The 13,239-nt window shown below is 59.0% G+C and carries 12 protein-coding genes and 1 tRNA gene; 5 read left to right on the top strand and 8 right to left on the bottom strand.

Going from position 1 to position 13,239, the window contains the following annotated elements; all coding sequences use genetic code 11:
• Window positions 1–3: 3 nt before the first annotated feature.
• The 3 genes from murB to IH944_00240 are packed head-to-tail and all read right to left on the bottom strand — an operon-like array spanning window position 4 to window position 2,571.
• Entirely contained in the window at window positions 4–963 is a 960-nt protein-coding gene (gene murB / locus IH944_00250; protein MCH7902978.1) for a UDP-N-acetylmuramate dehydrogenase, read from the bottom strand.
• Entirely contained in the window at window positions 956–1,528 is a 573-nt protein-coding gene (tsaB, locus tag IH944_00245) for a tRNA (adenosine(37)-N6)-threonylcarbamoyltransferase complex dimerization subunit type 1 TsaB (protein MCH7902977.1), read from the bottom strand. Before tsaB ends, murB begins: the two co-directional genes overlap by 8 nt.
• Window positions 1,525–2,571 (bottom strand): hypothetical protein, encoded by a 1,047-nt coding sequence (locus tag IH944_00240; protein MCH7902976.1) that lies wholly within the window; start codon window positions 2,569–2,571, stop codon window positions 1,525–1,527. Before IH944_00240 ends, tsaB begins: the two co-directional genes overlap by 4 nt.
• Window positions 2,572–2,707: 136 nt before the next feature.
• On the opposite strand from IH944_00240, the gene IH944_00235 reads away from it, so the two are divergent.
• A complete protein-coding gene (locus tag IH944_00235) occupies window positions 2,708–3,649 on the top strand; it encodes an SIS domain-containing protein (protein MCH7902975.1) in 942 nt (313 codons plus the stop codon).
• Here the strand turns inward: IH944_00235 and IH944_00230 are convergent.
• Window positions 3,646–3,909 carry an acylphosphatase gene (locus IH944_00230; GenBank protein MCH7902974.1) on the bottom strand — a complete coding sequence of 88 codons (264 nt, stop codon included), beginning with the start codon at window positions 3,907–3,909 and terminating at the stop codon, window positions 3,646–3,648. The genes IH944_00235 and IH944_00230 overlap by 4 nt on opposite strands.
• Window positions 3,906–4,784 (bottom strand): NAD+ synthase, encoded by an 879-nt coding sequence (locus tag IH944_00225; protein ID MCH7902973.1) that lies wholly within the window; start codon window positions 4,782–4,784, stop codon window positions 3,906–3,908. The genes IH944_00230 and IH944_00225 overlap by 4 nt, the downstream gene beginning before the upstream one ends.
• A 150-nt stretch (window positions 4,785–4,934) precedes the next feature.
• Between IH944_00225 and IH944_00220 the strand changes: the two genes are divergently transcribed.
• The 3 genes from IH944_00220 to IH944_00210 all read left to right on the top strand — a co-directional run bounded on the left by IH944_00220 (window position 4,935) and on the right by IH944_00210 (window position 7,530).
• Entirely contained in the window at window positions 4,935–5,123 is a 189-nt protein-coding gene (locus tag IH944_00220) for a hypothetical protein (protein MCH7902972.1), read from the top strand.
• Window positions 5,124–5,173: 50 nt separating this feature from the next.
• Complete coding sequence (locus IH944_00215; protein ID MCH7902971.1) at window positions 5,174–7,417, top strand: penicillin acylase family protein; 2,244 nt, start codon at window positions 5,174–5,176, stop codon at window positions 7,415–7,417.
• A gap of 36 nt (window positions 7,418–7,453) precedes the next feature.
• Window positions 7,454–7,530 (top strand) — tRNA-Glu (locus IH944_00210).
• Between the two features lie 531 nt (window positions 7,531–8,061).
• Here IH944_00210 and IH944_00205 read toward each other — a convergent pair.
• From IH944_00205 to IH944_00195, 3 genes are all read right to left on the bottom strand, one after another.
• The gene (locus IH944_00205; GenBank protein MCH7902970.1) at window positions 8,062–8,655 is read right to left on the bottom strand and encodes a PEP-CTERM sorting domain-containing protein; all 594 of its coding nucleotides are present in this window, start codon (window positions 8,653–8,655) and stop codon (window positions 8,062–8,064) included.
• Between the two features lie 239 nt (window positions 8,656–8,894).
• Window positions 8,895–10,280 carry an aminopeptidase P N-terminal domain-containing protein gene (locus IH944_00200; protein MCH7902969.1) on the bottom strand — a complete coding sequence of 462 codons (1,386 nt, stop codon included), beginning with the start codon at window positions 10,278–10,280 and terminating at the stop codon, window positions 8,895–8,897.
• 87 nt (window positions 10,281–10,367) lie between these two features.
• Window positions 10,368–10,943, bottom strand: coding sequence for a carboxymuconolactone decarboxylase family protein (locus tag IH944_00195; GenBank protein ID MCH7902968.1), 576 nt, complete (start codon window positions 10,941–10,943; stop codon window positions 10,368–10,370).
• A 219-nt stretch (window positions 10,944–11,162) separates the two neighbouring features.
• Between IH944_00195 and IH944_00190 the strand changes: the two genes are divergently transcribed.
• A complete protein-coding gene (locus tag IH944_00190; GenBank protein ID MCH7902967.1) occupies window positions 11,163–13,232 on the top strand; it encodes an elongation factor G in 2,070 nt (689 codons plus the stop codon).
• Window positions 13,233–13,239: the final 7 nt, after the last annotated feature.

Below are 13,239 nucleotides of genomic sequence, written 5' to 3'. Positions count from 1 at the left end.
CCGCTACGGGCCGATCTGCTCCTGCCTGAAGCGGCTCCAGTCGCCGATGTACAGCACCTCTTCCTCCAGTTGCACGTCGAACCGTTCGGAAACTGCGCTCTTGGCGTACTCTGCGAGCTGCCGTATCGCAAACGCCTTGGCTCCGGACTCGTTCACAATGTAGTTTGCGTGCTTTTCTGAAATCAGCGCTCCCCCGTATCGAAACCCCTTGAGTCCAACCGCTTCGATCAAGTAACCGGAAGGCACTACCCCAGCGTCCTTTAACCTATCCGGGAGGTTTTCCAACGACTCGGCGAGCGCCCGATCGTACACGTTCTTGAAGAAGCTTCCAGCGCTCGCCGGAAGCGGCTGTTTCGAGATTCTCTGCCTCTGATAGTCGCGCGCCCGGTCGTAGATATCAGGTGCGCTGCCGGGCCTCAACTGCAGCTTGACCTGGAGCAGGTAAATCCCCGACCTCTCCTGCCTGCGGATGATCGAGTCCCGATAGGAGAACTGCAAGAACTCTGGCTCGACCCATTTCCGCACGCCGGATTCGATTAGCTCGATTTCTGTTATGAGGCTGCCGATGTTGCTGCGATAGGCGCCAGCGTTGCTCACGATCGCACCGCCGAGCGAGCCCGGTATTCCCACGGCGAACTCCATGCCTTCCAGACCAGCTTGCGCAGCAGCCAAGAACACGTCTTGAAAGTGAGCGCCAACGTCCGCGATCAAATTCGTTTCATCTTCCAGTCGGATCGAGGATGCCCGATTCACGATCACGAGCCCTGGCACTCCGTGATCCGACGGCAGCACGTTCGTGCATCCACCGAGCACAAGGAGGTCTTCGCCATCCGGCGCACTTGCCACAGCGCCTGCCAGCTCGTCTACCGTGCGGGCGACGTAAAGCCGCTCGGCTTCACCACCGGCTCTCAGACTGGTGAATCCTCGCAGGCTTACGTGCCTTCGATACCTGTCGTCAGACACCTGTGCCCCCCAGACCCATATCGCGTTTCGGTGTGCTGATGCTGGGCTCCGCTATATACAGCGGAACGACTAGAGCGGGGTTGATTTCCTGCAACGATTCCATCACGCGGGCGAAGTTCGCAGCGTCTGGCAGCAGCTGTTCGCCCAGATCACCACCGTATCCCACGCAGCTCTCAGGCTTGTCGGTCGTGATAGTCGGTTGAGATTGTGGAATCCGCAAGAAGTATTCATCACGCTTGCAATGGATCGCAACCGGCTCGGCGGGAGAGATCAAGTCGAATGCCGTCACGGGGACGATCTGCCGGTCGAACGCATAGGCGAGCATCTTGCAAAGCGTAACCCCGACCCGAACGCCGGTGAAACTTCCCGGACCGACGTCCGGGGCGTAAGCGGCGACGTCCTTTAGGCTTAGCTGAGCTTGGTCTAGCTGTTCGTTGAGAAGCCTAATCGCAACTTCACTGGCCTGCCTCTTCGCAGGGTCGGTACCGCTGCTCACGACCGCTCCCGAGTCTGAAATCAGAGCTACAGAAACGCGCGGGCTGGACGTGCTGATGACCGCAATCACTTCTCTACGTCCGCGTACATGACTCGAATAAGCTTTTCAATCACCTTGCGGTCATCTTTGTAATCCGCCAGCGACGTCGATTCGTAGCGCAGTTTGTAGATGACGGTGGAGCCTGCTCCTACGATCGTCCAAAGGCAAAGCTCCCCGGAATCCGTCTCGCCAATTCTGAGCGAAGATACGACGTACGCGCCAGACGGCTTGTACGCGCCTTTCGGCTCGTCCCGCAGCCGCACGATCTTGAACCGCTTGAGGTCATTGATCGTCGCCCTCCTAACACGCGTCAATGCCTGAGCCCGCCCACCGGCTTGAAATTCCAGCTCGATTTTCCCCTTCAAGCCGTCTATTTCGATCCAGCGGCGGTCGCCGTCTTGCCCGACGCTCCAGTCGCGTGGCAGCCAGAGGGTGATCTTCGTCTCAAGAGCATCCACCGTCAGAACCTGCTCGCCTCGCACAGGAACCTTCGGCGGGCCTGTCGTCGCAGAGTACGTTGAAACGGTCGTGTCCGAGCCGGACCCCTCCGATGGCAGCGGTTTCGTCGGGTCTTCCGGCAACGGCAGTTTTCCGGAAATCGTTCTGAGGGTCAACAGCAACGAGCGCCAGGCTTGGTCGGCCTCGTCCGCAGATTCCACAGGCGCAATGACTCTGAAGTTCATCTTCTTCGCAGTTGCGCTGTACAACAGGCCCGCGATCGTAATCTGGTCACCGTTGGGCGTGGATGAACGAATCCTGGTCAGCAACAGCGGAACGCCGAGAATCTCTTCCTGCCACTGCCTCTCGACTATACGCCCAATGTCCTCCTGCACCTTTTTCTGCATCGCCTGCCAGTCGCTCGCCGACTGGCGGAATTCCACAGCGTACAGCTCGACAATCCCTGTCGTGCCATCTGACAGCGGAATTCTGAATTGCGTGAACAGCCTCTTTCGATCGACACGCCACTCCTTCGGATGCCTTAGAATTATGTCGAGGTCTTTGTCTCGATACTCGACTGTCTCCTGCATTCCTGCAAGCGAAGCTATGCCGATCAACGTGGCAACCAATGTCATGGCGTCTGTTAGGATCAGGACGAGCGAGGCCCTACCTGCGCTTCTATCCCTGTGACCATTTCTAAGCTACCCGCTTCCCAATGCCTGGCACATCGCTTGGCGGGGAATTCGCCGTTCTTGGTACGATTACCTTCCTATGCACGGCTCGAAGATGGAGAGTGAGATTCGGCAGCAGCCCAGCGCGCTGAGAGAGAACTCAAAACGGTACCTCGACCAGTTGCGCGGCGTCTTTGAGTCCCGACGGTTCGAGATGGTGCTTCTTGCAGCTCGCGGCTCGTCGGACCACGCAGCCCTGTACGCAAAGTACCTTTTTGAAATCCACTTGGGAATCCCGGTGTCGCTCGCCGCTCCGTCCGTCATAACCAAGTACGGCTCCCGCTTGAAATATCCGAACTGCCTAGCAATTGGAATATCGCAGAGCGGCGAGGCGCCCGACGTCTCCGAGGTGCTGGAACATCTGAGGTCTTCCGGCCATGCAACTCTCGCCATCACGAACACTTCCGCCTCACGGCTGACCAAGGTCGCCGACGCGACGTTGCTGCTGGGCGCCGGCGATGAGGAGGCCGTCGCTGCGACCAAGACCTACACTTCTTCCCTGCTGGCTCTTTATCAGACAGCCCGGGCGCTCGGCGCCGATCTTCAAGAGCCAATCTTGCCGGACGATCAATGGACTGAGTTGACGAAAGCCGCGGCAGCGGATTCGGTTGGCCCGATTCTGCGGTGCAGCCCACTGTTTGCGCTGGCACGCGGCTACAGTTTCAGCTCGGCACATGAAACGGCGCTGAAGCTGATGGAGTGCGCGTTGCTGCCGTGCAAGGCGTATTCGACGGCAGACTTTGAGCACGGCCCGAAAGCGCTCGCTGGCGCGCAGACGGCCGCCATTGTGTACGGAGACACCCCCCAGTCGCTCTTTGATCTTGGCTGCGTGCAAGTCATCGCGCCAGAGACGCCCGATCCCGCGATCAGTCCGATATGGGATGCGTTCTACGGGCAATGGCTTGCGCTGCTGGCCGCACGGGCAAGAGGCATCGATCCGGACCACCCACAGAACATTCACAAGATCACGAAGACCCTTTAGCGGGTCGAAACGATGACGAACCCTTCGAACGTTTGGTCGGGTGCGTCTTCGCGCCGCACCATCGTCACAACCCCCGGGCCTGACTTAAGAAGCTCCAAAAAGCCTTCCACCGAGTCCCCGGACGCAATCCCCTCGACGGAGCCGTCTCGGCAGTTCCAAACCTCGCCTGTCACGCCCGACGAACTTGCCGCGTTGCACGCGTACGCCCGAAAGCCGACGTTCTGCACTCGACCTACTACCTTAAACCGCACAGAACTCATTGAGGCTTCTTGACGCCACGGTAGTCGACCGGCCGGAGATAGTAGTCGTTGATCGACGTATCGCTGAGCATCGCGACGGTCGGCAGGTGACGCTTCCAGTGCGTGCCTGCGACTTTGTCCCGCACGAGCCGGACGTCCGCCGCAGAAAACCCGTCAGTTTCGATCTGCCGCACAGTTTGACCGCGCAGCGATCGGATCAGAATGCGGTCTGCGATATCGTAGGTGACTCCCAGATCCGTCTCGTCGCTCTGGCCAGGCACTAGATCGGCAGTCGGTGGTTTCTGAATGATGACCTCGGGAACGCCCAACTCCCTAGCCAGCGCGATCACCTGCGTCTTGTACAGGTCGCCAAGCGGATTGATCGGAGGTGCGTCGTCGCCATGCCACGTGAAGTAGCCGAAGCACCGTTCGGTCTTGTTCCCCGTTCCGACCGGAAGCGCGCCGAGCTTTGCACTTTGGTCGAACAGCACCGTCATTCTGCACCTTGCACAGACATTTCCTACACGGTGCTGATCGATTTCTCCCTCAAGCTCTTCAACGTAGCCGTCAACCATCGGCGAGATGTCGATCGTCTCGCGCATTACTCCTAGCTGTTTCACAACCAGGGCAGCGTGCTCACCACTGCTGTGCGACGACGTCTTGTACGGCAAGCTGAAGCAGAAGACGTTTTCCTTCCCCAGTGCTTCGGTGCACAAAAAGGCGACGACCGCAGAGTCTACGCCACCACTGAGGCCGATGATCGCACCCTTGATACCGCGCTTCCTCTGAATCTCGTCAGATAGGAAGGCAACCAGCCAACGCCGAACAAGAGCGCTGTCAAGTTCCAGAGCAGCGTCCGCAACCGGCTGCTGATGAGCTGTGCCGAAAACAGGAATCCCGATTCTAAAATGGTACCTAGCGGCCAATAAGGTCCCGATCTTCTAGGCCAGTAGTCCTGATCTGGTCCTAGTTGGACTTGGACTTGCCTGATTCATTACTTACAATACTGTTCGTGGCGCCGTGAAGGCTCCACCGGAGTCAACTGTATGAAAGCTGGAAAAATCATACTAGCCCTGGTCCTCGGGATAATTGCGATACGATATGCGTTCATTGTCGTCGGCAACATTTTGGGTCTGATCATCCCCCTCGCCATAGTTGGCGGGCTCGCATACGTCATTTTCAGGCTGGTCGGCAGAAAGTCGATCACCAGCAACAAGCACGAATACCTCCCGTAGGTCGCGGGGAATCTAATCAGGCGAGCTGCGCCAGCGGCTAAGATGTGGGAATGCAGGCGTTGCTCGTCAGTCTTGTTTTCCTCGCGTCTCAGAGCGATGAGATCGTTCGCGACGACTACGGGGTTCCGCTGGTGCGTGCCAGCACGGTTGAGCGCGCGTACTTTCAGTTCGGCAGAGCGGTCGCCCAAGATCGGCTGTGGCAGATGGAGATGTCCCGCCGCCTAACGCGCGGAAGGCTCGCGGAGGTCCTCGGCCCATCGAGGCTCGCGTCCGACAAGGTGGTCATTGCCAAGGGGTACACGGACGACGAGCTAGAGGCACAGTTCTCCGCCCTGCCAAAGTCCGTCCGTAACGCCTTTTCGCAGTATGCGGCGGGTGTGAATGCGGTGATACAGCAGCGCACGTCAGACGGAACGCTCCCACCCGGATACGGCAGCAACGGTTTCTCTCCAGAGCCATGGACCACCTTGGACTCGGCAGCGATCGCAATCAATCTGTTACAGCAGTTCGGAACCGGCGGAGCAGGCGAGTTGCGCAACTACGCGATGTACCTGTACCTCAGTGGTCAGTCGAGCAAGGCGAGCGTGCTGGACGTCATCGACGACCTGGCTTGGCAAAACGATCCGGCTGCCGTGCCGACGGTTGATCCGCTGGACGACCCGTTAGCACAAACTCACCCTGTATTCAGCGAACCGAGCCGCGCGCAGACCGAAGCGCACATCGCGTTGCTCCCGCGCACGAATCTGTTGGAACTTCTTCCGGCGATCCAGTTTGCATCTAGCGAACAGTCCAATTTGGTCGCCGAGGAGCTGTCCGTCGCGCACCGATTCGGCAGCTATGCCGTGGTTGTTGGGCGCGACCGCTCGGCGACCGGTTACCCGTTGCTGATGTCCGCCCCGCAGATGGGGCACTTCTCACCGAGCGTCATCCATGAGATCGCGATCGACTCGCCAGATCTCCGAGTAGCCGGAATCGACGTGCCAGGCGTTCCTGTCGTCATCGTCGGCTACACGCCAGATATCGCGTGGGGAATCACGAGCGGCGCAGCGGATCTTGAGGACATCTTTTTTGCGCCGTTGGTCGGTGACAACGAGTATCAATACGGTGCCGAAACCCGACCTATCATTCGTTACGAGCACGTGATCAAGGTCAAGGGCGAGAAATCTGTCACGATCACCGTGGAGCGCACTCATCACGGCCCGGTCATCCTGAGGAGCAGGGTCGGGAACGCCGTTTACAGCGTGCAGTCGTCCCATCGGCACCGCGAGCTAGCCGCAATCGCGGCCTTGCACAAAATGTACTCGGCCAAGACCTCCGTTGACGTTGCCAGGCTAGTACCGCAAATCCCGACGACGTTCAATCTTTTCTACGCGACGGTGCGAGGCGAGATCGGCTATCACTATACGGGCCTGGTGCCGTTCCGGGCAGCGGGGTATGACCCCCGGTTCCCGATGCCGAGCACTCCAGAGACCGCGTGGCAGGGCTTCGTCTCAACTCGATCCATGCCCCATGTGGTGAACCCGAATTCGGGCGTCATCGCAAACTGGAACAACAAGCCCGCCGCTTGGTGGCCAAACTTCGACACGCCCGTTTGGGGCGGTATCTTCCGAAACACTGTCTTGCTCGGCGCGATTGACAAGCCGCGTCTCGGACGTCGCGACCTTGAGATGGCGGCTTGGACGATCGCTCGCCGTGATGCGTCGTCCACCGCCTCGTTCCTTGCCGACTTCAAGGCAGTGCTCGATGCGCAGGTCGCCAGTGGCGAGACGAGCGAACTGACGCGGTACCTGGGCAGTTACGACGGCTGGCACGTTGCTGGCACCGCTGGCGCTCTGCTGTACGATGAAAGCGTCAGGCAACTGCGCAAGATTCTGTTTCAGCAGCACGTTGGCACGTTCTTGCAGGCCAGCCTGTTCGAGCTAATCTTGCAGCCAACGGTCATTCGCCGTGCTTTGCGTTCTGAGACGAAGTACGACTACCTCGCCGGTCGCAGTCCGACGGACGTAGTCACAGAGGCGATGTCGAACGCGCTCTCCGTCTTGAAGGTGCGGCACGGCGACGACCCGGCAACATGGTCGTACGAGCCTGGATCGATCCGCGTTCCCAACGGGCCGCCGATACCGTACATCAATCGCGGAACGTACATTCAGATCACCGAGATGTCGCCGAATCCTGTGGCGCGGAGCGTGGCGTCGCCTGGCGTGGCAGAGAGCGGAGATCACAGCGACGACCAGACCCACTTGGCGCGCGCGTGGACGTACAAGCCGATGTGGGGTTGGGCCAGGAGAACCTGAGGCCGCCGGTCATTTGTGTCAAAATACCGTCCGAGTGCTCCCGTCGTCTAGCGGTTTAGGACATCGCCCTCTCAAGGCGAAGATCGCGGGTTCGAATCCCGTCGGGAGTACCAATTAAGCCAGGACGTGCTGCGATAGCAAGTGCGTCCTGCCTTAGTTCTTGGCCTCCGTAGGGATGAGAAGCCTGTCCTGAGCTCGTCGAAGGAAATCCCGTCGGGAGTACCAATTAAGCCAGGACGTGCTGCGATAGCAAGTGCGTCCTGGCTTAGTTCTTGGCCTCCGTTGGGATGAGAAGCCTGTCCTGAGCTTGTCGAAGGAAATCCCGTCGGGAGTACCAAGAAACCAGGACGGGCTTTCGAAGACAGTCCGTCCTGATTTCTTATTTTACAACAGCCGGGATGAGAAGCTTGTCCTGAGCCTGTCGAAGGGAATCCCGTCGGGAGTACCAACAATTCAGAACTAGCCGCTGCGAATTGTCCACCCTGTGTCGTCTGTGAATCTCCGATTCGTCGGTCAGGCCGTTGTACACGACGAATCCTCGGTAGATCGGTAGGCAGTACGAGAACCGAATGGGGCGATATGCGCCAACGCATATCGCCCCACGGACATCTAGCCAATTCGCTGCGCTGCGAAGCAGCACCGATCTACGCGTCAGCGCGCTTTCGTCTTCGCCTCAGTAGAGCCAAAGCGCCGAGCGCCAGCACGGACAGCGATGCTGGCTCTGGGACCAAGTGTGCGTGCTCGAAATCCGCCACGACGCCACCATTAAGAGTACCGGCGATCGTGCTCCAGTCCAGATCTCCTTCCGGCACGACCGCAGTCGACGTTCCCGACCAGAAAAGGGAGTCGCCGATTCCCGTCGGTATCCAGAAGTCGAGCACGAACCCGAGATTCGGCCCGTTGTGGCCTCCGCTGGTAGTCCCGTAAAAGGTCCACGGGCCTACCGGCATGTCCCCCAAATCACCGGTGAAACTAGTTAGGGGCGGCGCCCCTGATGGCACGTCGCCAAAGATGAGCCATCTCCAACCTTGTCCTGCCGCGTATGTATTGTCGTTGTTGTCGACCGTCAGGAAGAACTCGTAGTCGAAGAGTCCGCCTCCAATGTCCTGAATGGTGTAGTCCAGCCTCAACGGTGTAGCCTGTGCGCGGTTGGGCAGCAGCGCGAGCGCTGCAATCGAACCGACCGCGATTGCGGTCACGAACGGTTTAGATGTAAGTATTTGTGCTCCTCGAATCATATTCATTCTCCTGAAATACGCACGTGTCGAAAGCCAGATTGCTGAGCGATCTTCAAGCCGCAACAGACCCTTTCGAAACCAAAGTCGTGCGATACGAGGATGAGTATATAAGGTTTTGGTCTCCGACGACCTAGTGAAACTACCTGGATTCGGTGTTTGTTCCCCGCTCTCCGCGAACACCCGTCCTCGATCAGCAGAACGTCCGAAATCCCATGTGCATCGCCCTGAGCTGAAAGGCCTTATCGGCGCATGGTGGCCTCGATCTCAGCAACGGTCCTTGGGGCACTGGCCGACATGTTTACCCGGCCGTCAGCGGTGATTAGGACGTTGTCTTCGATCCGGATGCCGATGTTCCACCACTTCTCGTCGCACGGGCTGCCAGCTTTGATGTAGATCCCTGGCTCAACGGTCAGGGTCATACCCGGCTCGAGCGTCCCCCTCGGCTGGACGTCGTGTACGTCCAAGCCGATGTTGTGCCCCCATCCGTGCATGTAATAGCGACCGAGCTGGTTCGCGTTCTGTATGATTCCGAGCCTCTGCAGGCCCTTTATGAGTATCTGTCTAATCGCCAGGTCAACATCCCCGCCCCGCCTGCGCGTCGCACCCGGTTTGCACGCCGCGATTCCGGCATCGGTCGCGCGCAGCACGATCTCGTAGATCGCCTTTTGCTCGGGAGAGAACTTCCCGTTGACCGGAAACGAGCGTGTGATGTCGGCGGTGTATCCGTGGAACTCCCCCGCCGTGTCCATACAGATGATGTCGCCGTCCTGCATCATTCGGCGGTTGGTGTTGTAGTGCAAGATCGTGCTGTTCGGCCCCGATCCGACGATTGGCGGGTAGCCGGGGTATTCGCAGCCGTTTCTCGCGAAAACGTACTTGACCAATCCGGCGATTTCATACTCCCTCATTCCCGGCTTCGTCGTCTGCATCGCTGCGATGTGCGCTTCAACCGATATAACGACTGCCCGGCGCACCATTTTCTGCTCCAGCGGACTCTTGATTTCCCTCGCGCGAGCCAGGTATCTGCTCCAAGAGCGCTCGTTGCTCAGCGCGGCTCCCGATGCGCTGCGCCACTTTGCGAACGCGCTGGCCATTCTAGACATGGTCCCCGTCGCTGCCTGCGGCGGGCTGTTCCCATACAGCCTCGTCGCACCAGCCGCCTGCGCCACCGCACTCAGAACGTCCGCGAACGCCGCGTTGCTCGCGCCCATATCGAAATCGAGGAGTGTTTCGACGTTGGAGGAACCCATGCGATACCCGAGCCATGTAATCGAGTTTTGCGTCGCCTCGTTGACGAACAGGATCTCCGTCACGCGCTTGCCATCGACTACGGCGCCGCCCGGTATCAGGACAAGAGCGGCATCGGGCTCCTCGAACCCTGTGAGGTACAGAAAGTTGGACTCTGCGCGAAACTGAAAGTTGACATCTCCGTTTCTGTGGTGCACTGCATTCGTGAAAAACACACCGATGCTCTTCCTGCCCATGTGATCCCTGAGCGCCTGCCGCCGAGCGGCGTGCTCAGACGAAGGGATCTTGTCGTTTTCAAAGACAGGATAGGCCGGACTTTGCGGGACGGTGCTGCTCGTGACGAGCAGCGTGAGAGCGCAAACGGCGACTTGGGTCATAGGAGAAAGTATCGCACAGCGCGGGTTCTGAGTGCCCCTATTTATTGGTCTGGGCCACGTCCTTGTGACCCAGACACTGTGCGATGGTTACTTGGACCAGGCGAAAGGCTGAAACGGCTCGTCGAGCGGCGTCTCAGCGAAGTGGTTGACGTAGTTGGAAAGCGTCTTCATCGTCACGCCTACGATGACTTCGATGACGTTCTTCTTCGTGTACCCTGCCTCGAAGAAAGCGCTCTGCGTCTCTTCGCTCGGGCGGCCGCGGGTCTCGACGACGTCCTGCACGAACGCTCGGAGCGCTTGTAGCTTTGCGTCATCGATCGGTCGGCCCTCTCGGATCGCGTCGATCACGCCGTCCGGCACCTGTGCGCCCTTGGCGATGGCAGTGTTCGCTGCAACGCAGTACTCACAGCCGTTTGTCACGCTGATCGCGACCAGAACCACGTTCTGCTCTGTCGGCGAAAGGCTCGTCTCACTGAACAGTTGTCCTAAGCTCGCGTATGCGGACGCTGCAGAAGGTACTTCGGCGAAAACCTGAAAAAGATTCGGCAACATACCGTATTTCGACTGGACCGCCTCAAGGGTCGGGCGGGACTGCTCAGGAGCATCCTCGATGCCGTGGAGAGCGTAGCCGGTCGGTGTTTCGTTCTTGTCTATAGTTCGCATACAATCGAAACCCCGTACTTGTACAAGCGGTTCCCGCCGACGGCCAAAGTCCTGTGAGCAACCATCGAACTGTCAGCCTCCAGGGACCGGCGGGCGTCCAGAATTGGCGAAATCAGTCCTCTGGACCGGGCGAACATCCGCCTGCGCATAGTATCCTTGTGGTGTACCGGTATCTCCTCTCAGGAGCCCGGTTTCAACCTGTTTTCGTAGGATTGGATTTTGAAGAGCTACACCCCAGACAAGATTCGGAACGTGGCCATCGTCGGCCATGGCGGCGTCGGCAAGACGATGCTCGTAGAGCACATGCTTTATACGGCAGGCTCATCGGAACGCATAGGCTCCGTCGAGGCCGGTACGTCGCTGAGCGATTTCGACCCGCTTGAGGTGAAGCGACAGATCAGCGTCAGCGCGTCCGTGCTGCCGATCGAGTGGCACGACCACAAGATCAACGTAATCGACGTGCCGGGTTATCCGGACTTCATCGGCGACCTGCACGCGATCGCACGGGTCGTCGGCTCGATGATCATCGTTTGTGAGGCGAAGCGCGATCTGGACGTCGGGTTCGACCTGGCCTGGGAGGTCGCAGAGACGCACAACCTTCCGCGCTGCATCTTTGTCAACAAGCTAGAAAGAGACAACGCCGACTACGAGGGGCTCATCGAGTCGCTGCATGAAAGGTACGGGCACAAGATCGTGAACGTGCAAATACCGATCGGCCACCAGGCAGCGTTCAGCGGCGTCTTAGACCTCTTGAGCATGAAGGTGTACAAGGGCAGGGACCGCGGCATCGAGATAGAGGACGTTCCGGCAGGCCACCAGGAGGAAGCCGATGCGCGTCGCGAGAAGATGATGGACGCAGCGGCCGAGGGCGACGATGATCTGATGGCGAAGTACTTGGATGGAGAGACTTTGACGCTAGAGGAGATCGAGCGCGGCCTGCTGCTTGGAATGAAGGAGGGCCGCGTAATTCCGGTTCTATTGGGTTCGGCTGAGAGCGGCATCGGTGTTGCGCCGCTGCTGGACAGGATCGTAGGCGAGCTGCCGTCGCCCGAGTACAAGGATGTTGAAGTGGACGGCGAGAAGATCAAAGCCGACCCATCTGGCTCGCTCGCAGCATTTTGCTTTAAGACCACCGCAGACCCGTTCGTCGGCAAAATCAACTACGTGCGGATTTTCCGCGGCACTTTGAGGGCTGACGATCACGTGCAGAACACCGTGCGCGGCAAAGACGAGCGCGTACACAACCTGTTCCATCCGGCTGGCAAGAACCCAGTAGCGACGAAAGAGGTTGTGGCCGGAGACATTTGCGCTATCGCCAAACTGGGCGATACGCACACCGGAGACTCTCTGTGCGATCCAAAGCATCCGATCACGTTCCCACAAATCGACTTCCCCGCTCCGATCTACCGTGTGGCAATTCGCCCTGAAACCAAGTCGGACGAAGACAAGCTTGGAGGCGCCATCGAGCGACTACTGGAAGAGGATCCGACGCTCCATTACGTACGCGAGATGGAGCTTCACCAGGAAATCCTCGCCGGCATGGGCGATATCCACATCGATACGGCGATTGCTAAGCTCAAAGAGCGGTTCGGAGTTACGGTCGTAACAGAGGAAGCAAAGGTCCCGTACCGTGAGACGATCCGCTCGACCGCCAAAGCTCAAGGAAAATTCAAGCGGCAAACGGGTGGGCGCGGTCAGTACGGCGACTGCTGGCTCGAACTCTCTCCTCGTGCTAGAGGCGAAGGCTTCGAGTTTTCCAGCAAGGTTGTAGGCGGCGCGATCCCCAAGAACTTCATCCCAGCAGTTGAGAAAGGAGTGAATGAAACTCTGTCAAAGGGCTTCCTAGCTGGATATCCCGTCGTTGACCTCGCGGTAACCGTTTTCGACGGCTCGTACCACGACGTCGACTCAAGCGAGATGGCGTTCAAGCTTGCTGCCGCGATCGCGTTCAAGTCGGCTGCGGAAAGCGCTTCGCCGGTCATCCTTGAACCGATTCTACAGCTAGAGGTCGAGGTTCCCGAGCCTGCAGTGGGCGACGTCGTTGGCGATCTGAACGGCCGCCGTGCCCAGCTCCAGGGCATGGAGCCGGCCGGCCCGGGCAAGACTACTGTGAAGGCGACCGTCCCGATGGCGACGATGATGCGCTACGCGCTTGACTTGCGATCGATCACGAAGGGCCGCGGGCGATTTACTGCAACGATGTCGCACTACGACGAAATGCCGCACAACGAGATGAACAACCTTGTGAAGGCTTACGCCGCAGCGCAGGCGCCTGACGACGACCACTAGCTGAAGA

Source organism: Armatimonadota bacterium, from assembly GCA_022563855.1.
GTDB lineage: Bacteria > Armatimonadota > Fimbriimonadia > Fimbriimonadales > Fimbriimonadaceae > JADFMN01.
This window is presented reverse-complemented; position numbering and strand designations above follow the sequence as displayed.